Annotated in this window: 24 protein-coding genes and 3 pseudogenes; 18 read left to right on the forward strand and 9 right to left on the reverse strand. The window is 70.7% G+C overall.

The features are described 5' to 3' along the window. The first annotated feature begins 75 nt into the window (after positions 1–75). Complete coding sequence (locus tag ACIBJH_RS05780) at positions 76–564, forward strand: nuclear transport factor 2 family protein (RefSeq protein ID WP_399115542.1); 489 nt, start codon at positions 76–78, stop codon at positions 562–564. 70 nt (positions 565–634) lie between these two features. Here ACIBJH_RS05780 and ACIBJH_RS05785 read toward each other — a convergent pair whose 3' ends face one another. Continuing rightward, entirely contained in the window at positions 635–943 is a 309-nt protein-coding gene (locus ACIBJH_RS05785; RefSeq protein ID WP_399115543.1) for a hypothetical protein, read from the reverse strand. A gap of 143 nt (positions 944–1,086) precedes the next feature. Between ACIBJH_RS05785 and ACIBJH_RS05790 the strand changes: the two genes are divergently transcribed. After that, complete coding sequence (locus ACIBJH_RS05790) at positions 1,087–2,049, forward strand: GNAT family N-acetyltransferase (protein WP_399115544.1); 963 nt, start codon at positions 1,087–1,089, stop codon at positions 2,047–2,049. An 80-nt stretch (positions 2,050–2,129) separates the two neighbouring features. Here the strand turns inward: ACIBJH_RS05790 and ACIBJH_RS05795 are convergent, their stop codons facing one another. Beyond that, positions 2,130–2,792 (reverse strand): nitroreductase family protein, encoded by a 663-nt coding sequence (locus ACIBJH_RS05795; RefSeq protein WP_399115545.1) that lies wholly within the window; start codon positions 2,790–2,792, stop codon positions 2,130–2,132. A gap of 126 nt (positions 2,793–2,918) precedes the next feature. On the opposite strand from ACIBJH_RS05795, the gene ACIBJH_RS05800 reads away from it, so the two are divergent. Then, on the forward strand, positions 2,919–3,422 hold the full coding sequence (locus tag ACIBJH_RS05800) for a MarR family winged helix-turn-helix transcriptional regulator (RefSeq protein WP_399115546.1): 504 nt from the start codon (positions 2,919–2,921) through the stop codon (positions 3,420–3,422). Positions 3,423–3,440: 18 nt separating this feature from the next. On the opposite strand, the gene ACIBJH_RS05805 is transcribed toward ACIBJH_RS05800, so the two are convergent. Next, a complete protein-coding gene (locus ACIBJH_RS05805) occupies positions 3,441–4,859 on the reverse strand; it encodes a M1 family metallopeptidase (RefSeq protein WP_399115547.1) in 1,419 nt (472 codons plus the stop codon). 41 nt (positions 4,860–4,900) lie between these two features. On the opposite strand from ACIBJH_RS05805, the gene ACIBJH_RS05810 reads away from it, so the two are divergent. Together ACIBJH_RS05810 and ACIBJH_RS05815 are read left to right on the forward strand one after the other, a co-directional pair. Then, positions 4,901–5,317, forward strand: coding sequence for a hypothetical protein (locus tag ACIBJH_RS05810; RefSeq protein ID WP_399115548.1), 417 nt, complete (start codon positions 4,901–4,903; stop codon positions 5,315–5,317). Positions 5,318–5,369: 52 nt separating this feature from the next. Beyond that, the gene (locus tag ACIBJH_RS05815; protein WP_262061395.1) at positions 5,370–5,870 is read left to right on the forward strand and encodes a hypothetical protein; all 501 of its coding nucleotides are present in this window, start codon (positions 5,370–5,372) and stop codon (positions 5,868–5,870) included. Positions 5,871–5,974: 104 nt separating this feature from the next. Here ACIBJH_RS05815 and ACIBJH_RS05820 read toward each other — a convergent pair whose 3' ends face one another. Continuing rightward, the gene (locus ACIBJH_RS05820; protein ID WP_399115549.1) at positions 5,975–6,655 is read right to left on the reverse strand and encodes a pentapeptide repeat-containing protein; all 681 of its coding nucleotides are present in this window, start codon (positions 6,653–6,655) and stop codon (positions 5,975–5,977) included. 82 nt (positions 6,656–6,737) lie between these two features. Between ACIBJH_RS05820 and ACIBJH_RS05825 the strand changes: the two genes are divergently transcribed. Further along, entirely contained in the window at positions 6,738–7,703 is a 966-nt protein-coding gene (locus tag ACIBJH_RS05825) for a zinc-binding dehydrogenase (protein WP_399115550.1), read from the forward strand. 62 nt (positions 7,704–7,765) lie between these two features. After that, positions 7,766–9,256: an MFS transporter gene (locus tag ACIBJH_RS05830; protein ID WP_399115551.1), complete on the forward strand. Its 1,491-nt coding sequence runs from the start codon at positions 7,766–7,768 to the stop codon at positions 9,254–9,256. Positions 9,257–9,408: 152 nt separating this feature from the next. Here ACIBJH_RS05830 and ACIBJH_RS05835 read toward each other — a convergent pair whose 3' ends face one another. Both ACIBJH_RS05835 and ACIBJH_RS05840 read right to left on the reverse strand, forming a co-directional pair. After that, on the reverse strand, positions 9,409–10,815 hold the full coding sequence (locus ACIBJH_RS05835; protein ID WP_399115552.1) for an NAD(P)/FAD-dependent oxidoreductase: 1,407 nt from the start codon (positions 10,813–10,815) through the stop codon (positions 9,409–9,411). Positions 10,816–10,824: 9 nt separating this feature from the next. Continuing rightward, positions 10,825–11,478: a rhomboid-like protein gene (locus ACIBJH_RS05840; protein ID WP_399115615.1), complete on the reverse strand. Its 654-nt coding sequence runs from the start codon at positions 11,476–11,478 to the stop codon at positions 10,825–10,827. Positions 11,479–11,637: 159 nt separating this feature from the next. On the opposite strand from ACIBJH_RS05840, the gene ACIBJH_RS05845 reads away from it, so the two are divergent. From ACIBJH_RS05845 to ACIBJH_RS05855, 3 genes are all read left to right on the forward strand, one after another. Further along, positions 11,638–12,891 carry an MFS transporter gene (locus ACIBJH_RS05845; protein ID WP_399115553.1) on the forward strand — a complete coding sequence of 418 codons (1,254 nt, stop codon included), beginning with the start codon at positions 11,638–11,640 and terminating at the stop codon, positions 12,889–12,891. Next, the gene (locus ACIBJH_RS05850) at positions 12,888–13,364 is read left to right on the forward strand and encodes a GNAT family N-acetyltransferase (protein ID WP_399115554.1); all 477 of its coding nucleotides are present in this window, start codon (positions 12,888–12,890) and stop codon (positions 13,362–13,364) included. The genes ACIBJH_RS05845 and ACIBJH_RS05850 overlap by 4 nt, the downstream gene beginning before the upstream one ends. 120 nt (positions 13,365–13,484) lie before the next feature. Continuing rightward, on the forward strand, positions 13,485–14,429 hold the full coding sequence (locus ACIBJH_RS05855) for a DUF4037 domain-containing protein (RefSeq protein ID WP_399115555.1): 945 nt from the start codon (positions 13,485–13,487) through the stop codon (positions 14,427–14,429). Between the two features lie 42 nt (positions 14,430–14,471). Here the strand turns inward: ACIBJH_RS05855 and ACIBJH_RS05860 are convergent, their stop codons facing one another. Then, positions 14,472–15,116, reverse strand: a complete 645-nt coding sequence (locus ACIBJH_RS05860; RefSeq protein WP_399115556.1) for a hypothetical protein — start codon at positions 15,114–15,116, stop codon at positions 14,472–14,474. Between the two features lie 196 nt (positions 15,117–15,312). On the opposite strand from ACIBJH_RS05860, the gene ACIBJH_RS05865 reads away from it, so the two are divergent. Together ACIBJH_RS05865 and ACIBJH_RS05870 are read left to right on the forward strand one after the other, a co-directional pair. Further along, the gene (locus ACIBJH_RS05865) at positions 15,313–15,882 is read left to right on the forward strand and encodes a TetR/AcrR family transcriptional regulator (RefSeq protein ID WP_399115557.1); all 570 of its coding nucleotides are present in this window, start codon (positions 15,313–15,315) and stop codon (positions 15,880–15,882) included. A 61-nt stretch (positions 15,883–15,943) separates the two neighbouring features. Next, positions 15,944–16,570, forward strand: coding sequence for a DUF1349 domain-containing protein (locus tag ACIBJH_RS05870; protein ID WP_399115558.1), 627 nt, complete (start codon positions 15,944–15,946; stop codon positions 16,568–16,570). 265 nt (positions 16,571–16,835) lie between these two features. Here ACIBJH_RS05870 and ACIBJH_RS05875 read toward each other — a convergent pair whose 3' ends face one another. Together ACIBJH_RS05875 and ACIBJH_RS05880 are read right to left on the reverse strand one after the other, a co-directional pair. After that, entirely contained in the window at positions 16,836–17,708 is an 873-nt protein-coding gene (locus ACIBJH_RS05875) for a hypothetical protein (RefSeq protein WP_399115559.1), read from the reverse strand. Continuing rightward, positions 17,705–18,058, reverse strand: coding sequence for a hypothetical protein (locus ACIBJH_RS05880; RefSeq protein WP_399115560.1), 354 nt, complete (start codon positions 18,056–18,058; stop codon positions 17,705–17,707). The genes ACIBJH_RS05875 and ACIBJH_RS05880 overlap by 4 nt, the downstream gene beginning before the upstream one ends. 51 nt (positions 18,059–18,109) lie before the next feature. Here ACIBJH_RS05880 and ACIBJH_RS05885 point away from each other — a divergent pair, with 51 nt between their 5' ends. From ACIBJH_RS05885 to ACIBJH_RS05910, 6 genes and pseudogenes are all read left to right on the forward strand, one after another. Next, positions 18,110–18,679: a hypothetical protein gene (locus ACIBJH_RS05885; RefSeq protein ID WP_399115561.1), complete on the forward strand. Its 570-nt coding sequence runs from the start codon at positions 18,110–18,112 to the stop codon at positions 18,677–18,679. Continuing rightward, the gene (locus tag ACIBJH_RS05890) at positions 18,676–18,987 is read left to right on the forward strand and encodes a hypothetical protein (protein WP_399115562.1); all 312 of its coding nucleotides are present in this window, start codon (positions 18,676–18,678) and stop codon (positions 18,985–18,987) included. The genes ACIBJH_RS05885 and ACIBJH_RS05890 overlap by 4 nt, the downstream gene beginning before the upstream one ends. Further along, the gene (locus ACIBJH_RS05895; RefSeq protein WP_399115563.1) at positions 18,977–22,123 is read left to right on the forward strand and encodes a CHAT domain-containing protein; all 3,147 of its coding nucleotides are present in this window, start codon (positions 18,977–18,979) and stop codon (positions 22,121–22,123) included. Before ACIBJH_RS05890 ends, ACIBJH_RS05895 begins: the two co-directional genes overlap by 11 nt. 309 nt (positions 22,124–22,432) lie before the next feature. Further along, positions 22,433–22,650, forward strand: a pseudogene (locus tag ACIBJH_RS05900) (transcriptional regulator); the annotation flags it as partial. Beyond that, a pseudogene (locus ACIBJH_RS05905) lies at positions 22,647–23,232 on the forward strand (flavoprotein). The pseudogenes ACIBJH_RS05900 and ACIBJH_RS05905, both read left to right, overlap by 4 nt. Positions 23,233–23,250: 18 nt before the next feature. Then, positions 23,251–23,555: pseudogene (locus ACIBJH_RS05910) on the forward strand (transposase family protein); the annotation flags it as partial. Positions 23,556–23,693: the final 138 nt, after the last annotated feature.

Below are 23,693 nucleotides of genomic sequence, written 5' to 3' on the forward strand. Positions count from 1 at the left end.
CCGCCCCGTTCCCGATGGTCGACTCGAAGCAGTCAGCGAGCCCCACTTCGGACACACGAGAGGAACGTGCGAACCATGAGCGACGAGCGCAAGGTCCAGGAGATCCTGGCCCACTATGTCCGCGCCGCCGACCGGCGGGACGGCAAGAGCCAGGGCGCCCTGTTCACCGACGACGCGATCGTGGACGTCTTCGTCAAGACCGGCCCCGACGCCTACGAGCAGATCGGCGAGCCCATCATCGGCAGCGCGGGAGTGGCGTACGCGGTCGACAACTTCATGGCCCCGCACCCCGAGGGCGGCTCCAGCCACCACGTCACGGCCGACCACCTCATCGAGGTCGCAGGCGACCGGGCCCACATGAACGCCCACTTCGTGGTCTTCGAGGTCCGCGCCCTCTCCCGCCCGGAGGGCGGCTGGCCCGAGGACGCGTTCGGCGCCCAGGGCACCATCCGTCCCATCGAGTCCGGCTACTACGACACCGACCTGCGGCGCATCGACGGCGAGTGGAAGATCGTCCACCACCGGGTACTTCATGACATGCCGTATGCGGGGCTGGAGGCCTGAGCGTTGACGGCCGTCGTGTGCGGCCGCTACGAGGAAGGGCGAGTACGGCGGAGCGCCACCGCACACGGCATCAGCCGACCGATTCCACCGAGGCCTCGAAGCCCGCGCTGTCGCAGTAGGACACCGCACGGCCCTCAGCCCCGGTGTCGCCGGCGATCGCGTTGACGGTGTCGTCGAGGATGCGGGTGCCACCGTGTTCCAGGCCTGCTTTGTCCAGCTTCTTCGAAGCGTAGATGGCCGCTTCCCCTGCCGATTCGGTGTTGGCCGTCCTGGCGTGCACCTCATGCTGCCAAGATCCCAGCTTGTCGCAGTACTCCTCCTGCCACGCCTTGCCCTGCGCCGAATCGTCAGACGAACAGCCACTCATCAGGACCGCCACGACAACAACGGCCGCCGCTCGTACGACCGTCCCGCCCCCGCACCTGTGCTGCATGGACATGCCCTCCCCGTAGCCGCCGACACAGAGTATGGATCAAGCGGGTGTCACCTCACACCGGATTCGCGCAGCACTAGCGTGCCCCCATGTTCCTCGAACCGCTCACGCCGACCGAAGCCGCTGCCCTCCCCGGTGAGTTGCTCACCGAACTCGCCGCCCTCTACGCCTCCCACCACGCGTTCCACGCCCTCAGCGGCGACTTCCCGGACCCGGAGGACATCCGGCCCGAGCAGGTGGCGACGGCGTTGGCCGACGAGCTGGCCGACCCGGAGGTGGAGGTGCTGCTCGCGCGCAGCGCGGGGCGGCTCGTCGGGATCGCCATCACCCTCGGAACGCACCCCGACCCGGCCGACGAAGACCCCTGGATCGGCCTGCTGATGATCGACGCCGCACAGCAACAGCAGGGCTACGGACGGCAGTTGGCGACCCTCGTCGAGGACCGCTTCCGCACGGCCGGCCGAACCGCCGTACGCCTGGCCGTCCTTGACAACAACCCGCAGGCCCTCGCCTTCTGGACCACCCTCGGCTACGACGTCATCGACCACCGCCAGGACCGCCAACTCGGCCGCCCCTGCACGGTATTGCGCAAGCAGCTCCCCACCACCCGCCGCTCCGCCCGTATCGCGGTACTCGACCCCACCGGTTCCGTCTTCCTCTTCCGCTACGACGACGCCGAAACCGGCGGCACCTTCTGGGCCCTCCCCGGCGGCGGCCTCGAAGGCGACGAGACCCCGCGCGAGGCCGCCCTGCGCGAACTCCAGGAGGAGACCGGCTGGACCGACCTGGAGCCCGGCCCCCTCCTGTCCACCAGAGAGGTCGACCTCACCTTCGCCGGCACCCCGACCCACCAGTACGAACGCATCTACGTCACCCACGGCCCGCACCGCGAACCCACCGGCGCCCACCTCGCCGCCGCCCACGCCCAGGAGAGCATCCTGGCCTGGCGGTGGTGGACGCGGGAGGAGCTGCGGACCACGACCGAGACCGTGTGGCCCGCCGAACTCGCCGTACTCCTCGATGAGTTGGACGAGAAAGGTGCGCAGGACTGACACCGGCCGCACTCCCTGGCCCCGGAGACGCGTGCCGCAGGCAGCCGGAAACGCCCTCACGTTCCCGGCCCTCGCCGATGTCAGCGGCCGTACGTCTCGCTGAAGCAGGTCAGCGAGCGGTCCCGGCGGCCGGGATGGCGGCGGGACTCGGCCGGGTGGCCGAGCGGGACGAGCAGGGCGATGTGCAGGTCGTCCCGGCCGTCGATGCCGACGGCCTTCTTGACCGCGGCCTCGTCCCAGCCGTTCATCGGGCTGGTGGCCAGCCCCGCGGCCTCGGCGGCGACCATGAGGAAGGAAGCGGCGATCATGGCGTCCTTCACCGCGTACTCCCGCTCAAGACCGCGCTCGCGCAGGTCCTCGTGGAAGAGCCGCGCGTCCTCGGGCGAGGCGGCGGCGAACCGCTCGGACCACGCACCACCCCGCCGCGCCGTCTCCCAGACATCACCGCGGTCCTCGCGCCAGGCGCCGGACTCGGCGACGAACACCAGCGTCACCGGCGCCTCTTGAGGATGCGGCTGCCCACCGGTGGCCTCGGCCAGCGCCCTGCGCCCCGCCGCACCGCTCACCACGACGACGGACCGGGCCTGGAGATTGAAGCTGGACGGAGCCTCCAGAGCCAGCTCGACCAGCTCGCGCAGCAGCGGGGCCGGCACCGGATCGGGCCGGTAGTGGCGGATGCTGCGGCGGGACCGGATGACCCGGGACACCGTGGCGTGATCCGTCGCGGGCGACTCCACAGACATGAGACCAAATCCTTCGACGTCGAACTGTCTGACATCGAGAGGTTATGCAGTGGACTAGGGTGCGGTCAAACAGTTCGTTGTCGAATCAATGCGGCTGAAGCAACAGTGAACACAGGAGGTGACCCCATGAGCGATGCCGTCACCCGTGACGCCGTCGACGACTTCATGGGCCAGTGGGCCGCCCGGCGCACCGACCTGGACCTCGATGCCATGGGCACCATCGGCCGCGTCCTGCGGCTTTCACGGCTGGTCAACACCCGGCTGAAGGAGTACTTCGCCCAGTACGACATGGAGACCTGGGAGTTCGACGTCCTCGCCACCCTGCGCCGCGGCGACCGCCCGCTGACGGCGAAGGCACTGGCCTCCAGCGTCATGATCGGCTCGGCCGCCCTCACCAACCGCGTCGACCGGCTCGTCGCCCACGGCCTCGTCACCCGCGACTCCGTCCCCGGCGACCGCCGCAGCCTGCACATCGCGCTCACCGACGCCGGGCGCGACCTCGTGGACCGCGTGGTGGAAGGCCACGTACAGAACCAGATCGAGATCCTCTCGGCCCTGGAGAACACCGACCGCGACGAGCTGACCCGGATGCTGCGCACCCTGCTGATCTCCCTGGGGGACACCCGCTGAACGGCCCGATTCAGCCTCTCAGGCGTGGGCCGGCTTCCCGTCCCCGTACAACCAGTCCCGCCAGATCCCCCGGAGGTCCTTCCCCGGCGCCATCCGCTCCACGTACGCCGTGAACTCCGCGGTGTCGGCGTTGCCATGACGGTGGGCGGCGGCCCAGCCCTGGACGATGTCGTAGAACCGGCTGTCGCCGACCGTCTGCCGGATCCTGTGCAGCACCATCGCGCCACGTTCATAGACCGGACTGTCGGAGATGTGCGCGGCGGAGCTGGGCCGGGCCGGCGGAAAGGCCCAGACGGCCTCGCTCTCGGACGGGTCGTCGAAGTAGGTCCCGTCATAGAGCGCGTCGAAGGTCTCCTGGGCGGTGTCGCCGTCGTGGTCCTCGTCCCAGAGCCATTCCGCGTAGGTCGCGAAGCCCTCGTTGAGCCACATGTCGCGCCACGTCCTCGGGGTGACGGAGTCGCCGTACCACTGGTGGGCGAGTTCGTGGACGAGGAGGACGGTGTCGGGAGCGCCGGGAAAGAAGGGACGGTTCTGCGTCTCCAACGCGTACCCCGCGTCACCACGCCGGTCGACGATCGCACCGGTGGAGGAGAAGGGATACGGACCGAAGTTGTACTCCTCCCACTCCATGATCTCCGGCAGTCGGGCGAGCGCCTTCCTGCTCGCCGCCGTCTCCTCCGGGTCGACCGCCGTGTACACCGGGAGGCCGTCGCTCGTCGTCGTACGGGTGATGTCGTAGTGGCCGATCGCAACCGTGGCCAGATAGGTCGCCATGGGCTGGGCGGTGCGCCAGCGGTAAGTCGTCCTCGTACCGGCGGTGTTCGTGGTCTCGGCCCTCAACTCCCCGTTGGAGACGGCCTGCAGGCCCTTGGGCACGGTGATCGCGATGTCGTACGTGGCCTTGTCGGAGGGATGGTCGTCGCCCGGGAACCAAGCCATCGAGCCGACCGGCTCACCCAGTGCCACCGCACCGTCCGCCGTACGCAACCAGCCCTCCTCCGAACCGTCCGGATCGGTGATCGCCCCCGGGGCGCCGGAGTAACGCACGGTCGTCTCGAACGTCCCGCCCTTGCGGAGGACGGACGACGGCCGAACCGTCAGCTCCTGTCCCCTCCGACTCCAGCGGGCGTTCCGTCCCCCCACCGTCAGCGACTGCACCGTCATGCCCTTGAAGTCCAGGTGAAAGGAGGAGAGGTCGGCGGTGGCCCGGGCCGTGATGGTCGCCGTACCGGTCAGAGCGCGGGAGTCGTAGGCGAGGGTCAAGGCGTAGTGGCTGACGTCGTAACCGCCGTTGCCCGCCTGCGGAAAGTACGGGTCGCCCACACCGGAACTGCCGGACGTGCCCCGGACGCCCGTGCCCGACCCCGTGCACGCGGTCGGGGCGAGGGCCAGCACACAGGCGAGGGCCAGGGGAACGAGCCGTACGGATCGGGGCACGTCCGCGATCCTATGAGTCCGGAGCTCGTACGCTCGGCTCCGTGCCCCGTTCCGCCAAGAAGCCCCGCCGCCTCGTCGCCGACGGACGCACCTACCTCTGGAGCCTGCGCCACAGCCACACCGACAGTCGGCCTGTGGGCTGCGTCCACACCCTCACCCTGCGTCCCCAGCCGGCCGGGACCGGTGGCCCACTGCGCATCGTCTTCGCCGAGGGGCCCGGGCGGTACGTCCCGGGCGGCGCCCCTCTGGGTTCCGGTGACGTGGGATACGTCCAGGGCGTCTCCCTCAACCTGCACGAACCCGGCGCCGTCCGCGCGCTGCTCGACGCGGCGACGGCCCAAGGGTGGCTGCCGCGACCGGAAGAACCGCAGGCCACGGAGGTCGACGGCTGGTCCCTCCTGGAGGTGGCCGCCGCCGCACAGAACAAGGACGGGGACCGTCCCACCGGGCCGGCGTGAGTGATCGCTCCAGCTGCCGTCCGCCCTCCCGAACCGTGACACCATCACCTACGTGCTCGACATCGGCTACGCCCTCTCCAACCGCTTCCCGGACCCCCCGCAGACCGACTACCGGCGCGCCGACGTCCACGCGCTGCGGCACGACCTGTTCTGCGGTGACGTGTATCTCGCCGACACCAAGGCGGACCGCGAGGTGGCCACGGCCTGGGGCTGGGTACCGGTGCTCGACTTCGCGTGGGCGCTGTGCGACATCGTGGAGCGGATCGACCAGGACCCGGCGGGCTCACGGGCGTCCCGCCCGCAGCGGGCGGAGCTGGACTTCACCGAGTCCACGGACCGGATGCTGTTCGAGCGCCGCTTCGGCTGGGTGGACGTGGAGGCCGACTGGATGCGGCGCGACGAGGAGCCGCTGACCTTCTCGCACACCGAACTCCGCCGCGAGGCAAGGGACTTCCTGCACGACCTGATCGCCGACCTGGTGGACATGCACGATGCCCTAGGCGAGAACCCGGCGATCTGGACGCTGCAGGCGAAGTTCCCCCGCGTGCAGTGAACGTCCGGGGGCTGCGCCCCCCAGACCCCCCATCGGCCTGAACGGCCTCGTCCTCAAACGCCGGACGGGCTGGAAATCGCGCCCGCCACCAAGACGAACCCCCCTCACCCCTCCACCCGAATCCCCATCTGCACGGCCAACACCGGCGCCAGATCCAGCAGTTGCCCCATGCTGATCACGGCCCCCGACAGCCGGTCGATGCCCCGCGTGATCTCCAGCTCGGCCGCGCCCCTCAGATCCACATCGGTGAACGTCACCCCCGTGAAGTCCACCCCCTTCAACACGCAGTCCACGAACTCGACCCGCTCCAGCCGGGCATCGAGAAAGTCCGGCTCCACAAGCACGCACCCCTCAAAGACGACATCCCGGAGCCGTGCCTTACGCACATTCAGATAGTCGATCTTCCCGCCCCGAACGACCACCCGCTCCAGCACGGCACCGTGCAACTGCACACCCCCCATCCTGGCGTCGACGATCTCGACATCCCTCAGGGTCGACTCCGCGAGATCGGTACCGACACCCCGTATGCCGGTGAGGACCGAGTCGAGTACGCGCGCATGATGCAGCCGCGTCTCGTCCAGCGCGCAGCCCGTCAGCGCGCAGTCCATGAACCGGGCGCCCCCGCCGTCCTGCCCCGCGAAGTCCTCGTCCCTGATCTCCAGCCCGTCGTAGTCCCCGTCCGGCTCCAACCCCCCACCCCCATAAGCCTCCAGGGCCGGCAACCGCACCTCCGGCCGCCGCGCCCCCTTCACTCCACCCGTCCCGCCAGCCGCTCTCCTCGCCATGCCCCCATCCTGCACCCCACCACTGACAACGAGGTCGACGAACCCTTGACCTCAAGCATGCTTGAGGTCGAAGAGTGACCCCATGCACGCCATACGACTCCACACCTTCGGCCCCGCCGAAAACCTCACCCACGAACACGTCGACGCCCCCACCCCCGCCCCCGGCCAGGTCCGTATCGCCGTGGCCGCGGCCGGAGTCCACCTCCTGGACACCGCGCTCCGGAGAGGCGAGCAGGGCCCGCTGCCCGAACTCCCCGCCCTCCCCACGATCCCCGGCCGCGAGGTGGCCGGAGTCGTCGAATCGCTCGGCGAGGAGGTCGCCGCACTGTGGCTCGGGAAACGGGTGGTGGCCCACCTCGGTCTCGCACCCGGCGGCTACGCCGAGTCGGCCGTGGTCGATGTCGACCGGGTGCACGAGATCCCCAAGAACCTGGACTTCGCCCAGGCAGTGGCCATGATCGGAACGGGCCGTACGGCAATGGGAATCGTGCAGTTCAGCGAGCTGGGACCAGACTCGACGGTCATCGTCCCGGCCGCAGCCGGAGGCCTCGGCACCCTCCTGGTCCAGTACGCCAAACATGCCGGAGCCACCGTGATGGGCCTCGCAGGCGGCCCCGAGAAAACAGCCATCGCGCGGGCGAACGGCGCCGACCTGGCCGTCGACTACACAACCCCGGAGTGGCCGGAAAAGGTGAGGGCCTGGCTCGACGGCCGACACGCGACGACCGTCTTCGACGGAGTGGGCGGCACAGTCGCCCGCAAGGCGACAGCCCTGCTCGGCCCCACCGGCCGGCACATCGTCTTCGGCTGGTCGAGCGGAGAGCCGTACGCCCTCGAAGGGGTATCCGTACAAGTCCTGGGCCCCGCGATGATGCGGAAGGCCGGCGGCCCGAGCCCCGTCCGAACCCTGGAACTACGGGCACTCACCGAGGCCGCCGAGGCCCGACTCGTACCAGCGATCCAACGTTTCCCACTGTCCGCCGCGGCAAAAGCGCACCAGGCACTGGAGACGCGACAGACGACCGGAAAGGTGGTCCTGGAGCCATGACCACCCCACAACACCCCCCACCCTCAGATGCAATACGCACCGATTCATGGTCTTCTGAGCAGATGAGCGTCACCCGAACAGGTGAGGGCGCAACCGCCACGGAGCCGGACCCCCGGCGCTGGTGGGGCCTGGTGATCATCGCTCTCGCCCAGCTGATGGTCGTCCTCGACGCGACGATCGTGAACATCGCGCTCCCCTCCGCACAGCACGACCTGGGCATGTCCGACGGCAACCGCCAGTGGGTCATCACCGCCTACACCCTCGCCTTCGGCGGCCTGCTCCTGCTCGGCGGCCGAATCGCCGACCTCGTGGGCCGCAAGCGCACGTTCATCATCGGCCTGATCGGCTTCGCCGGCGCCTCCGCACTGGGCGGCGCGGCCACCACCTCCGGCATGCTCTTCGGCGCCCGAGCCCTCCAGGGCGCCTTCGCCGCCGTACTGGCCCCCTCCGCCCTCTCCCTCCTCACCACCACCTTCACCGACCCGAAGGAACGCGGAAAGGCCTTCGGGATCTACGGCGCACTGGCGGGCAGCGGTTCGGCGATCGGCTTCATAGCGGGCGGCCTGCTCACCGAATACCTGAACTGGCGCTGGTGCCTCTACGTCAACATCCCCATAGCAGTCATCGCCGTCTTCGGCGCCGTCGCCCTGCTCCACGACCGCCCAGGCCACACCGGCGCCCGCCTCGACGTACCCGGCGCAGTGCTCGGCTGCGGCGGACTCGTGGCAATCGTCTACGGCTTCAGCGAGGCAGAACCACGAGGCTGGACAGACCCACTCGTCCTGACCCTGTTCGCCGCAGGCGCCGTACTGCTCACGACCTTCGTCTGGTGGCAAACGCGCGCACCCAGCCCCCTCCTCCCCCTCCACATAGTCAAGGACCGCAACCGGGCCGGCTGCTTCCTCACCATGGGCCTGGCAGTGATCGGCATGTTCGGCGTGTTCCTCTTCATGACCTACTACCTCCAGGTCATCCTCGACTACTCCCCCGTAAAAACCGGCATGGCCTTCCTCCCCCTCACGGTCGCGATCATCATCGGCTCCACCCAAATATCCGCCCGCCTGATGCAGCACGTACCACCCCGCACCCTGATGGTGCCGGGCGCGCTCCTGGCCGCGGCGGGCATGACCTTCTTCACCCGCCTGACCATCACCTCGGACTACGCGACCGAACTGCTCCCCGGCCTGATCCTGATGGGCCTGGGCATGGGCCTGATCTTCATGCCGGTCTTCGCCACAGCCACCGCCGGTGTAGCCCCAGAGGACTCGGGCGTGACATCGGCGACCGTCAACACCTCGCAGCAGGTGGGCGGTTCGATCGGCACGGCCCTGCTCAACACGATCGCCACCACCAGCAGCGCGGCCTACCTCGCCGCCCACCTCCACACCCCGGCCCAGAAGGCCCAGATCACCAGCGAGGGCATCGTCCACGGCTACACGGTCGCCATCTGGTGGGCCGTAGCCGTCATGCTCCTGGCAGGCCTGGTGGCGGGCCTGATGGTGACGGCACGAGCACCGAAGCACAACGATCAGCCGCGTACGGCGCGAAGGTGACGTGTCGGGGGGTGTCCGCCCGGAGCGGTTGGCGCGTCAACACCCTCAAAATCTTGCGAGACCGATTCCGCGCCGTTCCGAGGACGGACACCCCCCCGGCGCGGCACCGACCCACACTCGACGCGAGGCGAACGACGACGCACCCGCACGTCTCAGTGCCGCCCGGCCACCCGATCCGCAATCCGCGCCAACCGCGAAGACTCCGCGCCATGTCCGACGAGTTCACGCCGGTCCGCCGCGCGATAGGTCGCGTACATCCCCTGCACCCCCAGCCAACGAAACGGCTCCGGCTCCCACTTTCGCACCTTGTGGTCGACCCACGGCAACCCCGTGAGATCGGTGGGTCCCCCCTGCCCGGAGTCCAGCAGCACCAGGTCCCGCAACGTCCGAGCCGCAAGGTTGGTCGTGGCAACCCCCGAGCCGACGTAACCCCCCGCCCACCCCAGCCCCGTAGCCCGATCCAAGGTCACCGTCGCGCACCAGTCCCGAGGCACCCCGAGCACCCCCGACCAGGCGTGCTCCACCCGCACCCCGACCAGCGACGGAAAGAACCGCACCAGGATCTCCCGCAACGCCTCGACAGTCGCATCCTGCGTCCGCCCGTCGTTGTCGGTCCTCGACCCGAACCGATACGGCACCCCACGCCCACCCAACGCGATCCGCCCATCGGCAGTCCGCTGCGCATACATGTACGCGTGGGCCATATCCCCCAGCGTCTCCAGCCCACCCCACCCCACCGAAGCCCACTGCTCTTCGCTCAGCGGCTCGGTGGCGATCATCGAGGAGTTCATCGGCAGCCAGGTCCGCCGCTGCCCCTTGAGACTCGCGGTGAAGCCCTCCGTGCACCGCAGCACATAGGGCGCCCGCACACTCCCATACGGCGTGACAGCGCACCGAGGCCGAATCTCCGTCACAGGCGTCGATTCACAAATGACAACCCCCAACGCCTCGACCGCCCCCGCCAGCCCCTTCACCAGTTTCACCGGATGCAGCCGAGCCCCATGCGGCGTCCACGACGACCCCACCGCGTCCGCCACGCGAATCCGCTCAGCGGTCTCACGGGCGCCGTACAACTCCCGGTCCTTCTCGCCGTACGACAACTCATGCTCATGAAAGGCCTTGAGCCGGGCCAACTGCGCAGGCGTACAAGCGACTTCGAGCACGCCACCCCGATGGATGTCGGCGTGGATCCGCTCCTCCTCCGCGACCTTCACGACCTCGGCAACGGTGTCGTTCATGGCCTTCTGCAGCCGTACCGCACCTTCCCGGCCATGAAGTCTGGCGTACCGATCGCGCCCCGCGATCCCGTTGTAGAGCCACCCACCGTTCCGCCCCGACGCGCCGTACCCGCAGAACTTCTGCTCCAGGACAGTGACACGCAGCGAAGGATCCGCCTTCTTCAAGTAGTACGCGGTCCACAACCCCGTGTACCCACCCCCGACGATCACGACATCGGCGGAGGCGTCGCCTCCAAGAGGCTCCCGCCTCACGGGAAGACCGTCGTCCGCGTACCAGAAGGAGACGCCACCGTTCACGACACCGCTAGCCGAGCTGCTCATATCCGGACGCTAACCCCTGAAGGCGGCCACTGTCTCCTTCGGATTCCATGCTTTTCCGCACCCCCTGACCAGCGGATAACACGCCAGCCCGATCGCCATGGAGGTGAAATGCCCGAGATCGGTGAACGTCCGATGGGTAGCCAAGGGCACCCCGTAAACCACAACCACGACCACCAGATACAGATACCGCCAAGGCACAGCGATCCGATACACCAGCACCCCCACCACCCCCGCCAACGCGTAACTCACCCCGATATCAAGGGTGTCAAGGGACGACTGCGGCGCCATCCCGTTCTTCACGGCCCACAACAACGCCCCCTCGCTGATCAACGAGGCAAGCACATGCGCGGCCACACACACCATCAGCCACCGCGCAGTCCCCAGCCACCGCTCCGCCTGCGCGTGGAACACCGTGTACAGCACGGCGTACGGCAGCCAACGCCCCCCGTCGATCCACATCGCGCTCGCGAACAGCACCCGCACCGGATTGTTCGACAGCTCGTGGATGTTGGTGGACCGCTGCCGCAGGAACTCCTGCTCGAAGTCCGGCGACATGTGATGCATGGCGACGGTCGTGAAAAAGAGAATCCCCAGCCAGACATACGTGCCGGGAGCGCTGCGGACGTAAGCCCACACCCTGTGGAGGCCCCGGATGATTCGCATGAGCCGATTCACGCACGCAAGTATCGCCCCCGGCGTGATCGACATTCCGAGCACAGGCAGGCACAACCCGTGGTTGTAGAGGCACAACGAGCCGGTTGTTTGACCACGGGCGGCGCCACTCGCTTGGATCCCTGAGGTCGTCCGACAGAGGGAGCGCAGGTGAGCAGAGACAGGCTGGGCCGCCAGTTCGGCTGGCTGTGGGCAGCGTTCGCGGTCAGTTCGTACGGCACCGGCCTGGGCTTCGGCGCCTTCTCCGTACTGGCGATCCTCGTACTGCACTCGGGCCCGACCCAGGTGGCGGTACTGGCCGCCTCAGGCCGCGCCGCGGGTTCCCTGATCGCGGTACCGCTGGGCCCCTGGGTGGAGTTCCGCCGCAAACGCCCGGTGATGATCGCGATGGACCTGACCCGCTTCGCGGCCCTGCTGAGCATCCCCGTCGCCTACGCGCTCGACGGACTCACCTTCACCCAGCTGCTCCTCGTCTCCATCACCGTCGCCACCGCCAACATCGCCTTCAACGCGGCGAGCGGCGCCTACCTCAAGTCCCTCATCGCCCCCGAGAACCTGCTGGTCGCGAACGCCCGCTTCGAATCCACCACTTGGACCTCGACGATGCTCGGCCCCCCACTCGGCGGAGCCGCGATCAGCCTGCTCGGCCCGGTGACGACCGTGATGGCCGATGCCACGAGCTACCTGCTCTCGGCCCTGGGCATCCGAGCCATCGGCGGAACGGAACCACACCCCGCCCCCCACAACGCATCGCGACTCCGCGCAGGCGATCTCCTGAACGGCTGGCGCTACATCCTCGCCCACCCCACCCTCCGCCCCCTGCTCCTCAACGCGATGACGGTCAACGCCCTGATCATGGCCTCCGAGCCACTGCTCGCCGTACTCCTGCTGGGCCACCTCGGCTTCACGCCCTGGCAGTACGCCCTCGTGCTCGCGGCCTCCTCCGGCGCCGGAGGCTTCGTCGGCTCACGCCTCGCCCGCCCGCTCGCGGCCCGCTTCGGACAGCACAGGGTGCTGCTCACCGCCGGAGCGCTGCGCGCGTGCTGGCCGATCGGCCTGGCATTCGTCCGCCCCGGAGTCCCCGGGATGCTCCTGGTGACCGCCCTCCAACTGGGCATGGTGACCTGCATCGGCGTCTTCAACCCCCTCCTCGCCACCGCCCGCCTCACACACACCGCCCCCGACCGGGTCGCCCGCACGCTCACCGCATGGTCGGTCAGCACCGGCGCGACGATCGCACTGACGACGGCCGCGTGGGGATGGGTGGCCGCGGCCACGACCCCCCGCACGGCGATCGCACTCGCGGGCGCCCTCCTCCTGGCAACCCCCCTCCTCCTCCCCCGCCGTGAGCCCGCCGCCGAACAGAACACGGACCCGAGCCCGTCTTCTACGCTTTCCGCATGATCCGCACCGCGACGCCCACCGACATCCCCGTCATCCACGCCCTGATCCGCGAACTCGCCGCCTACGAGAAGGAACCCCAGGAGGCGAGGGCCACCCCGGAACAGCTCCACGAGGCCCTCTTCGGCGAACACCCGGGCGCCTACGCCCACATGGCGACCGACGACACCACCGGCGAACCGGTGGGCTTCGCGCTGTGGTTCCTCAACTTCTCGACCTGGCGCGGAGTCCACGGCATCTACCTGGAGGACCTCTACGTCCGCCCCACCGCCCGCGGCGCCGGCCACGGCAAGGCCCTCCTCACCGAACTCGCCCGCATCTGCGCGGCCCGCGGCTACGAACGCCTGGAGTGGTCCGTCCTCAACTGGAACACCCCGTCGATCGCCTTCTACGAGGCGCTGGGTGCCCGCCCCCAGGACGAATGGACGGTGTACCGCCTGACGGACGACGCGCTGACCGCGCTGGCCGAAAGCTGAACGCACTGACCACACCGGCCGAAAGCCGACCGACGCCCGACGCGACCGCCGCCGCCGCCGCAAATTCGCACACACGATCATGCCCGGACTGGGCAGGGTCCCCGCATGAGCTTCACGAATATGCCAACTTTCTTACCGGGCCTCGAACTCTCCCGCCGTTTCTACACAGAAACCGTCCGCCCCCTCCTGGAGGAGACCGCCCCCGCCCTCCCCCACTCCGCCGCCCGCATCGGCGCCGGCTCCGAGGTCCTCGGCTACGACACCCCCCGCTCACGGGACCACACCTGGGGCCCGCGCCTCCAACTCTTCCTCCGCACCCGGGACTTACCGCGGCACGCCGGCCGTATCAGACACCACCTCGCCGAGCACCTCCCGAGCACCTTCCACGGCCACCCCACCCACCACTGCGTCGAAGTCACCCACACCGCGGCCTGGTTCACCGACACCCTCGGCTTCGACCCGGCCCACGCGATCACGCCCACCGACTGGCTGGCCACCCCCACCCGCCTCCTCACCGAGGTCACAGGGGGCGCGGTGTTCCACGACGGCCTCCACCAACTCGGCCCCCTGCGCCACACCTTGCGCTGGTACCCCCACGACGTCTGGCTGCACGTCCTGGCCCGCGAGTGGCAGCACATCACCGAACGCGAAGCCTTCGTGGGCCGCTGCGGCGAGGTCGGCGACGAGTTGGGCTCCGCGGTGGCCGCGGCCCACCTGACCCGCCACCTGATGCGCCTGTGCCTCCTCATGGACCGCCGCTACCCGCCGTACGACAAATGGCTGGGCACCGCCTTCGCCCGCACGACGGCCGGCCACCGTCTCACCCCGGTCCTCACCGCCGCCCTGGCCGCCACCGACTGGCAGACCCGCGAGAAACACCTGGCCTACGCCTACGAAGCCGTAGCGGGCATCCACAACCAGCTGAACCTGACCGACCGCGTCGACCCGACCACCCGCCCGCACCCCTCCGGCCCGTTCCGCGTCCTGGACGCCGAACGCTTCACCACCGCCCTGCTCGCCCGCGTCACGGACCCGGCGTTGAGACAACTCCCCGAGCGGCGCTGAGCACGCGCCACGAGGCCGTACGGCGTCCAGCCCGGGTCGCCGTCACGGATGAACGCGATCCGCCGGGCCGGACGGCGGCCGGTGGGGGGCCAAGCAGGGCGGTGCGTGCGGTGCGGTGGAAGACGGACGGCAGTTCCACGCAGTGGCGGGCGTGGGCGTCGGTGCGGAGTCGGCTGCCCGGGTGAAGGTGTCCGTGATGAGCCGGCTCGCCAACTCGGCGGGCCGGTCGGCCGGTTGGGCGGTCCGGTAGGCGGTGAGCCCTTCCCGGGGGTCGGCCAGGCGCCGTTCGGCGAGGGCGAGCGGCCGGGCCTCGGTCGGGCCTCGGCCCGAGGGCACGGTGCAGAGGCTGGCCTCCTCGCGGTCGGTGCCGACGAGCAGATCCACATCGGCGCCGGGGCCACCGTCGCGCACGGCCTCGACGGGCTGCCGGTCCAGCGACGAACCGTCGATGACACATCGCACCGGACTCCCGCCGAGCGAGGTGTCGAGCGGACCGTCCGGCATGACGACGACCGGCCCGATCGCACCGAGTACCCGCGTCAGCCGCCGGTCGTCAACTGCGCCCAGCTCGGCGGGAGTTGCCAGGACGCTCAACGCCTCGGCCACCGCCCGCGCGGTCAACGCGGCCTGTTCCGCACCCATCGCCGCCGTACCGCTGCCGCTCTGGCCGCCCGCGTCGGAGTACACCTCGCCAGGTCGTAGCTGTCGACCGGGATCAGCTGGTCAAGGTTTCCGGCCGAGCAGGCGGTGAAGGCCCTACAGCAACGGGGACGAGAGATCGGAGCGCCGGCGATGTCGTCCACCCACCCTTATCGCACGAACGTTCTTATGGTCCGATGGGGCAAGTCGCCGCAGGGTGCCGACCGCGAGGAGTCCTGAGCCGATGAGTGCCGTATCGCGGCGGACCGAGCCGCAACGACGAGACCGCATCCTGGCCGTGACACTGGACACCATCGAGAAGCGGGGGCTGAGCGGCGCGACGTACCGCACCATCGCCGCGGCGGCCGACGTGCCGCTCGGGTCGATGACCTACCACTTCCCGAACCGGGACGATCTGATCTTCATCGCGTTCGAGCGCTTCGCGAACGATCTCTTCTCACCGCTCGACGAGTCCATGGGAGATCTCGAACCTGGCGAGGACCCTCGTGAGCGCCTCGTCCAGATGATCGTCGCGGACTCCCGCGACCGCAGGCGCGACATGGTGCTGCTGGCCGAGCTGTACGTTCTGGCGATCCGCGACGAGCGCTATGCCGAACTGATGCGGCAGTGGATGCGCCGTGCCAAGGACGCCGTCTCCCGCCACATCCACGGCGTCAGCGGTCACGTCATCGACGCCGTGCAGGAAGGCATCGGCCTGCAACGGTACTTCCTGCCACAGGAGTTCACCGAGGACGTCGTCCGCCGCACCCTCCACGACCTCATCCCCGAAGCGCACGGGGACCGCTCACCTTGAACCAGACATCCGCGTTCCGGCGTCGTGGCCGACCGATGGCCGGTCCGCAGGAGGAAACGACATGACCATCACCGGTACCGTGCCCGGCCTGCCCTTCACCCTCTCGCCGTCGTCCGGCGAGGCGTGGACCTTCGACGAGGCGACCGCCACGCTGACAGCCACGGCGGCCGCTCACAGCGACATCTTCATCGACCCGGGAGCGGACTCCCAGCTCAACGCCGAGTCCATGCTCAACGCGGCGACCTTGCTCGGCGTCCCGCCGGAGGGTGACTTCCAGTTCGGCGCACGCGTCACCGTCGGCTTCGCGTCCACCTTCGACGCCGGCGTACTGCTCCTGTGGATCGACGACCGCAACTGGGGCAAGCTCTGCTTCGAGTTCTCTCCCGACCGCGAGCCCATGATCGTCTCCGTGGTCGCCCGCGGGGTCGCCGATGACGCCAACGCCTTCGTAGTCGACGGCCGGACGGTGTGGCTGCGCGTCTCCCGTATCGATCACGCTTTCGCCTACCACGCGTCCCTCGACGGCAAGACCTGGCGGATGATCCGCTTCTTCACCCTCGACGACACAGCCACGTCCGTCTCCATCGGCTTCGAGGCACAGTCGCCGACCGGTGACGGCTGCGCGGTCACCTTCGACGACATCCACTTCACCCGCGAGCGTCTGCGCGAACTGCGCGACGGCTCGTGACCCGAAGTCCGTTTCGGCCAGTTCGCGTCGCCGCTTGCGCCACGGGGACAAAAGGCTAGGTCACAGCTCTGCGAGCCGGAACACCCACCGGCAGTCGACCTCAGACCCACGCATGGCGACGCACAGCCCACAGGTGCCGGTGCAGGACGAAGACGCCGTCGTGGTTCCCGCCCACGCGGGGGTGTTCCGAGAGCACACGGGCCGATCCGGCCCTGCGCCCCCTCCCCCCGAGCCCCGAGCCCCGAGCCCCGAGCCCCGCGATGGCCTACGCGCCCTTCCGGCAGCGCGCGGTGATCTCCGCGCCCAGTTCCGGCCCGAGCGAGCCGGGCGCGCCGAGGCCGAGGGCGGCGCCCAGGGCAGCGCCGTGCAGGTCCACCGTCGACTCGATCAGATCGGCGAACGTCGCCACCGCCCCGCGCCCACGCACCCACGCCGTGGACCACACGCACACCGCGGCCACCGCCGACGGCCACCACAGCGCGCCGCCGAGCGCGTAGAGCACGGCCCATCCGGCCAGCACGGTGCTCGCGTCGAGCGCGCCGGACGCGGTGCGCAACTCCTCGCGGACGTCGCCGGGCAGCACCAGCCACAACCGCGGCCAGCACGCGGCGAGATCGAGGTCGTACTCGGCGAAGACCCGTACGTCCGCGCCGGCCAGGCGGTCTCCCATCCAGGTGGGCCGGACCGGCGGCGCGAGGCTGATCCGGTTGCGTCGCCCGGCGGCCTGCGACGGGTCGCGGCCCGCCCCGACCGCGGCGGCCACCTCGGCCTGGTGGTCCTGCCAACGTCGCAGCCGCCGGTCCGCCAGGCGGTCGCGCGGGACCTGCGCCCACCGCGGCCAGTCGCCCAGCCATGCCGCCCGCACCAGCCGGCCCACCCCCTGCGCCGCCAGCCCCAGGGCTCCCGCGGCCAGGAGCAGCGCGAGCACGGCCAGCGCCACCGCCGCGCCGCCCGCGTCCTGGACCCGCCGCGCCGCGTCAGTGGCCTCGTGCACCAGCCGGTCGGTGGAGAGCGCGTCGCCCTGGCCGACCAGCAGGCCCACCGCGAGCTCCCCGGTCAGCAGCAGTCCGGGCAGGACCAGCACGGAGATCCAGCGCTCGGCCAGTTGTCGGCCGACATCGACGAGGAGCCCGGTCATGTGGACCGCTGCCGGCGCATCTTCGCGCCGTGGACCGCGCACACCGTGACGCGTACACCCGGCGGCCGGACCCAGGTGCGGTCGCACACGCCGCCCGGGCAGACGTAGGCCTCGACGCCGTAGCGCTCCTCGCTCGTCGCGGGGTAGACGATGCCGCCGGGCGCGCGCACCTCGGCGGCCTCGGGGAGGTCCAGGCGTCGCAGGATCGCGGTGACGCCTTCTGTGCGGCCGGCCGCGGCGACGGAGACCACCGCCTCCAGCCGTTCGCTCAGTCCGTCGGCCCGCGCGGCGTCGCGCAACCAGGGCAGATTCTCGCAGAGCCGGGCGATCTCACCACGGTCGTCGCTCATAACTGGCAAATCCTAGCGGTGAGTTGGCCACGAAGTAACTATGGTGGAGGCATGGCGCTGCCGTATGCCCGGTCCATCGCGGAAGAGCACCTCTACATGCGCCTGCACCCCTGTGTGTGCGGCTCCGTCGCGAGGACGGGGATGCGGCACAGCACCGGCGTGATCGCCCAAGGCCTCACCTCCGACCACGAGTTCGTGTGCATGGGATGTGGCGCCGAGCGCCGTTTCGTGTTCCGCCTCCCCGGCCTGGTGCCCCGGTACGACGACATGTACGGCGGCCCCGACCCGTCACAGATCATCGACGCCGCCGAGTGGCGCATGGTCGCGCTCGACGCCATGGGCCGGGCGCAGCAGTTGCGCGGGCGGAGAACCGGGCTGCGGAAGTTGTTCGGCCGCGGCGTTCAAAAGCCGCAGATGCAGCGGGCGTTGGAGGAGGCTCTGGGCTCCTACCAGGAGATGCTCAAGTTCATCCCGCCCGCCGCCGACACGATCCCCGACTCGGCGTTCTTCACCGAGAACGGCCGCAGGATCAGGACGCAGGAGCCGTACGTCGCGTTCGAGCGGTCCTTCATCGAGGCCATGATCGACGGTGTGCGGTCGGACCTGGCGGACGGCCGGTGACCGACCCGCTCCTGGCCGGACTGCGCGAACGCATCGAGCGCTACCGCGAGACCGGGGACGGCGCGGCCGTCCTCGACAGAGAGGTCGAGCTCGAACTCGGCGCGCTGCTCGGCCCCAACGAGGGCTTCGATCCCGAGTCCGACTACGTCGGCGGCATGGTGCACTGGCTGCGCTACCGGGCCGGCAGCACCTCCGGCCGCGACCTGACGGAGGCGGCACGGCTGCTGGCGCTGGTCCACGACCACGGGCGCGGGTACGAGATTCCCGGCCCGTTGCGGCTGATCCTGGAGTGCCGACGTGCCGGATGACGCGAAGTGGCCGCGGACCGCGAGAGACCGGGACTCACGCGGGGCCCGCGGCGACGGGGGTTCCGGGGGCGGCGCGCGGCGAGACCGCGATGCCCGCGAAACTCCCTGGACGCGCGACGAGTTCGACGCGGCGGTAGACGCGCTGTGCGGCTCGTCGCTGCCCAGCCTGGACGTGACGCCCGCGCAGTGGCGGAGCATGCTGCGCGACGGCACCGAGGCCTCGCGGTTCCGGAACGCGATCTCCGGCGCCGTAGAACGGTTCGTGCCGGACCGCAGGAGAGTGGACGCGTCGCTCCAGGAGCGCGACACCGCTCTGCAGCTGCGCGAGTTGGGCGGGGCGGTCCTCGCGCAGTGGGGCCGTACGCACGATCCGCGCGCGCTGCGCATGGCGGTCGCGCTGTGGCGTGAAGTCGTGACGAGCGCCTGGCTCACCGACGTGTTGACGTCGATCGGCGACCTCGCGGCCCGCTTCCTCGACGCCTACCGGCGCGATCCCGCGCTGCCGTTGCTCGACACCGCCGTACGGCTCGGCGAGGACGCGGTGTTCGACCCGCCGGCCTTCCCGCAGACCCGGCCGCGCCGCCTGCTCGTGCTCGCGGAGGCCCAGCGCTGCCGCTTCGAGCACACGGCGGACCGCGGCGCGCTCGTCATGGCGAGGATGCGGTACGAAGAGGCGTCGTCCGCGCCCGACACCCGTGAAGCCGCCCTGGCCGGACTCGCGGCCGTCCACGCCCACATCGCCGAACTGACCGGCGTCCCGCCCTCGTTGGACGGTGCGGCGGGCGCGGTCCCGTCGCAACGCCCGTGGCCCGCGGACGAGTTGGGCGACGGCGGGCGGGCGGTGCCTGCGTGGCCGGACAGTGCGGGGGCGGGAGACGTGACGCCGGAGAGCGTGTGGCCGGGGTACGCGGGACAAGGGGGTGCGGGGCAGGGGGGTGCGGAGTCGGCGAGCACATGGCCGGGGAGTGGGCGACCGGGGCACGCCGGGCGGGCAGCCGGTGAGCCCGCGACGCCCGACCGACCCACGGCAACCGGCCCGCCTACGGGGCCCCTTGCGCGGGCCGCCGAACTCGGCGACCTGGCCGCCGCGCGCCTCGAACGGTATCTGCGGGCCGGCGACTCCGCATGCCTGGAGGAGGCCGTCGACGCGCTGCGGCGCGCGCTGGCGCTCACCCCTGCCGACCACCGCGACCGGCCGCTGCGGCAGGTGCGGCTCGGCATCGCGCTGCGCCACGCCTACCGACGCCGCCCCGCCGCGGCCACCGCGGTTGAGGCGGTGGCCGTCTGCCGGTCCGCGCTGACGGCGGCGATCGACCGGGAGACGCTACGCACCGGGGCAGTGGTCGCGCTCGCGCTGGCACTTGTGGCGCGTTACGGCGCCGACGGCGGCGGACCCGAACACCTCGCGGAGGCACGGCTGTTGGCCACCGAACTCGCCCATGCGTACCCGCCCGGGCATCCGCGGCGCGACGCGGCGCTCGCCGAACTCGCCGACGTACCCGAACTCGCCGAAGCCGCCGGCGTGTCGACCGGCCCGGCCCACCCGGCGTACCAAGCCCACCCGGCGCAGCCCGGCCCGCCGTCCCGTCCCGCACCGCCGGCACCGCCCGTGCCGCCCGCCCCCTCCCGCCTCGCGCCGCGCGGCTCCGCCCCCGCCGAGGACGCCCCGCGGCGCGCCCACCTCCTCGTCGAGGGAGCCGCGTTCTCGCTCTCCCACGCCGACCCGCGCACCGCGGAGAGCGCCTACGCCGAGGCCGCCCGAACCGTCGGCGCACCCCTGCGGGTCCGCGGCCTGGCCACCCAGCGGTGGGCCCAACTGGCCGCCGAGAACGGTGACTTCGACGCCGCGACCGAGGCGTACCGCCTCGCCGTCGACCTGCTCCCGGAACTCGTCGCCGAACTTGAGCGGCGCGACGACCAGGAACACCAGCTGCAGCCCTTCGCGGGCCTCGCCTCCGACGCCGCCGCCTGCGCGCTGAACCGCGGCGCCGACCCCGCCGAGGCACTCGACCTGCTGGAACGTGGCCGATGCGTGCTCTTCTCCCGCGCGCTGGGCGAGCCGCCGGTCCGCGTGGACGAGGTCGTACGCTCGCAGGTCGCCGCCCACGGACCCGTCGTGGTGGTGAACGTGAGCCGCTTCGGCAGCCACGCCCTCGTGCTCACCGCCGACGAGACCCGCGTGATCCCGCTGTACGGACTCACCCCCGAAGCGGTCCAGGAGCGCCGCGTCGCGCTCGACCTGGCCCAGGACCTCCTGCGCGCCCCGACCGCCGCGGCCGAACTGCGCCGCGCCGCAGGGCGGTTCGTGACCAGCCTGCTCGGCTGGCTGTGGGACGTCATCGCCGGGCCGGTGCTGGACACGCTGGGCCTCGGCCCGGCCCCCGACCCGCTGCCCCGGCTGTGGTGGCTGCCGACCGGCCAGCTCTCGCTGCTGCCGCTGCACGCCGCGGGCCATCACGCCGCCGCCGACGGCCGCTCCACCCTGGACCGCGTCGTCGGCTCGTACACCCCGACGCTGCACCAACTCCTGCGCGCCCGCGCCTCGGTGGCCCGCCGACCGCCGGACCGCTCGCTCGTCGTCGCGATCGGCGAGACCGCCGGGGCGCTGCTGCCCGCGGCGCGCGGGGAGGCCGCGGTGGCCGCCACGTACCTGCCGAACGCCCGGGTCCTCCTGGACGAGGCGGCCGACCCGGCCACCGTACGGACCCACCTGGCGACCGCCGGCTGGGTCCACATCGCCTGCCACGCCACGACCGACGTGGCCGACCCCTCGGCGAACCGTCTGGCGCTGACCGGCGGTCACCTGTCCGTCGTGGACGTCGGCCGGATGCGCGTGCCCGACGCGTACTTCGCGTATCTGTCCGCGTGCGGTACCGCCCGCGGCGGCGACGTGCTGCCCGACGAGGTCATCCACATCGCGTCGGCGTTCCAACTCGCGGGCTACCCACACGTGATCGGCACGCTGTGGCCGATCGTCGACGACGTGGCCGCACGGATCGCCACCGACCTCTACGCCGGCCTTGCCCCCGCCGCCGACCCGGCCCGCCTCCTCCACACCGCCGTCCGCCGTGTCCGCGACGAATACGCGGGCAACAGCCCCCTCCTCTGGTCCTCCCACCTCCACACCGGCCCCTGACCAGCCGGGCTGAACCGACAACGCCACCGGGCAGTTCACGACCCACGAGTTCCGGATCGCCGCCGAGAGCGCGCACCACATCACCCTCGGCGCAGAATCCGCACGTCGGACCGATGCCTCCGGGAGCACCTCCACCTCCGGACGACGCGAGGGCGATCTCCCCGGTTTCGATGTGGGTGCCACCGACGTAGGTTCGGTTCATCGGCTGGTTCCCCTTCGCGTTCTTGATGGCGAAGCCCGGCACCATGTCTTCGGCCGCCGCGAGTTGCCCCTCATACGTCCAGCCATCAGCCGCGGAAATGGTCTTGACGGCGGGCGGCCGCTTGGCGCTGCCCACCCGCGACTACGGTCAACAGGGCAGACTCGCCGACGGCTACCAGGCCCTGCGCATCGCCGAGAGCTGCGCGGTCCAGGACATCCGCCGCCCGGCCGTACGCGAACCGGTCGCCGACATGGCGGCCCGCGACCGCCGCCGGGCACCGCCCGAGCCGCACCACTTCAGCCGCCGACTGGGAGTGTCCGCGTGAGTGACCAGCCCGACAAGCCGTTCCTCCAGATCGTCGTCTGCGCGGCCGGAGTCGCCCCCGACATGGGCAAGTTGATCACCGCAGCGCAGGAACGGCACTGGGACGCAGGCGTCGTCGCCACCCCGCAAGGACTCGGATTCCTCGACACGGAGGCAGTCGAAGCACAGACCGGCCACCCCATCCGCTCGGCCTGGCGAACCCCGGACCAGCCAGCCACGCCCGACCCGACCCGACCCGCGGACGCGATCGCGGTAGCCCCCGCCACCTTCAAGACCTGTCACCCACTCTCAACAAATGGGCCGCCGGAATCTCCGACAACCTCGCTCTGGGCACCGTCCGCGAAGCACCCGCCATGGGTGTCCCGGTCGCCGTACTGCCGTACCTGAACTCGGCCCAGGCCGCCCACCCCACATACCGCCAGAGCCTGGAACGGCTGCGCGAGATGGGCGTCTTGATCGGCAGACGGGCGTCCTGATCGGCTCGTACGCACCACACCGACCGAAGGCCGGCGGCGGGGCCGACCGCTGCCGCCGGGAGGAAAGGCTGGAGCCGATCACCCCAAGGCTGTCCGCGCCGTCGTGACGCCGGGCCGGCAAGCCGCGCGCACACGATCTCACTGCCGCCCGCGCCCACCGGATCATCCGGATCTGTGAACGCCAGGGCGTACCCATACTCGCCGACCGCGACTACAGGGGAGGCGGGCCCAGGCCCATGGGTCACGACACCCCTCAGACGTCCGCCGGGCCGCGGCTTCACCCCGACCCAGCAAACCGTCACCCCGGGCACTGTCCACAGCGCGGGTGCCGGTCGAACGCGGCATTGCGCGCCGCAGGTCGTGGCGGATCTTCCGCAGGTCCCGGTGCAGTCCGAATCGAATCAACCGCTTCACCCTGGCGCTGTCAGCTACACCGTGGCCTGGCTGTCGCGCTCCTTCGTGCCTGCCAGCAGTGAGCGTTTTCCAACCTCGTGGCGCTGACCGCGAGTTGGACACTCCTGCGGAACGACGAAGCTCCTGGTAGACGGGTTCTCGACCAAGATCACCC

It is taken from the genome of Streptomyces sp. NPDC050548 (genome assembly GCF_044457385.1).
Lineage (GTDB): Bacteria > Actinomycetota > Actinomycetes > Streptomycetales > Streptomycetaceae > Streptomyces.

Bases quoted from the DNA above. Each gene is read 5' to 3' on its own strand.
- ACIBJH_RS05840 (WP_399115615.1), bottom strand. From the start codon at position 11,478: ATGCGAATCATCCGGGGCCTCCACAGGGTGTGGGCTTACGTCCGCAGC.
- ACIBJH_RS05800 (WP_399115546.1), top strand. From the start codon at position 2,919: ATGAGCGATGCCGTCACCCGTGACGCCGTCGACGACTTCATGGGCCAG.
- ACIBJH_RS05880 (WP_399115560.1), bottom strand. From the start codon at position 18,058: ATGAGCGACGACCGTGGTGAGATCGCCCGGCTCTGCGAGAATCTGCCC.
- ACIBJH_RS05825 (WP_399115550.1), top strand. From the start codon at position 6,738: ATGCACGCCATACGACTCCACACCTTCGGCCCCGCCGAAAACCTCACC.
- ACIBJH_RS05795 (WP_399115545.1), bottom strand. From the start codon at position 2,792: ATGTCTGTGGAGTCGCCCGCGACGGATCACGCCACGGTGTCCCGGGTC.
- ACIBJH_RS05865 (WP_399115557.1), top strand. From the start codon at position 15,313: ATGAGTGCCGTATCGCGGCGGACCGAGCCGCAACGACGAGACCGCATC.
- ACIBJH_RS05780 (WP_399115542.1), top strand. From the start codon at position 76: ATGAGCGACGAGCGCAAGGTCCAGGAGATCCTGGCCCACTATGTCCGC.
- ACIBJH_RS05875 (WP_399115559.1), bottom strand. From the start codon at position 17,708: ATGACCGGGCTCCTCGTCGATGTCGGCCGACAACTGGCCGAGCGCTGG.
- ACIBJH_RS05820 (WP_399115549.1), bottom strand. From the start codon at position 6,655: ATGGCGAGGAGAGCGGCTGGCGGGACGGGTGGAGTGAAGGGGGCGCGG.
- ACIBJH_RS05830 (WP_399115551.1), top strand. From the start codon at position 7,766: ATGAGCGTCACCCGAACAGGTGAGGGCGCAACCGCCACGGAGCCGGAC.
- ACIBJH_RS05855 (WP_399115555.1), top strand. From the start codon at position 13,485: ATGCCAACTTTCTTACCGGGCCTCGAACTCTCCCGCCGTTTCTACACA.
- ACIBJH_RS05870 (WP_399115558.1), top strand. From the start codon at position 15,944: ATGACCATCACCGGTACCGTGCCCGGCCTGCCCTTCACCCTCTCGCCG.
- ACIBJH_RS05885 (WP_399115561.1), top strand. From the start codon at position 18,110: ATGGCGCTGCCGTATGCCCGGTCCATCGCGGAAGAGCACCTCTACATG.
- ACIBJH_RS05850 (WP_399115554.1), top strand. From the start codon at position 12,888: ATGATCCGCACCGCGACGCCCACCGACATCCCCGTCATCCACGCCCTG.
- ACIBJH_RS05835 (WP_399115552.1), bottom strand. From the start codon at position 10,815: ATGAGCAGCTCGGCTAGCGGTGTCGTGAACGGTGGCGTCTCCTTCTGG.
- ACIBJH_RS05790 (WP_399115544.1), top strand. From the start codon at position 1,087: ATGTTCCTCGAACCGCTCACGCCGACCGAAGCCGCTGCCCTCCCCGGT.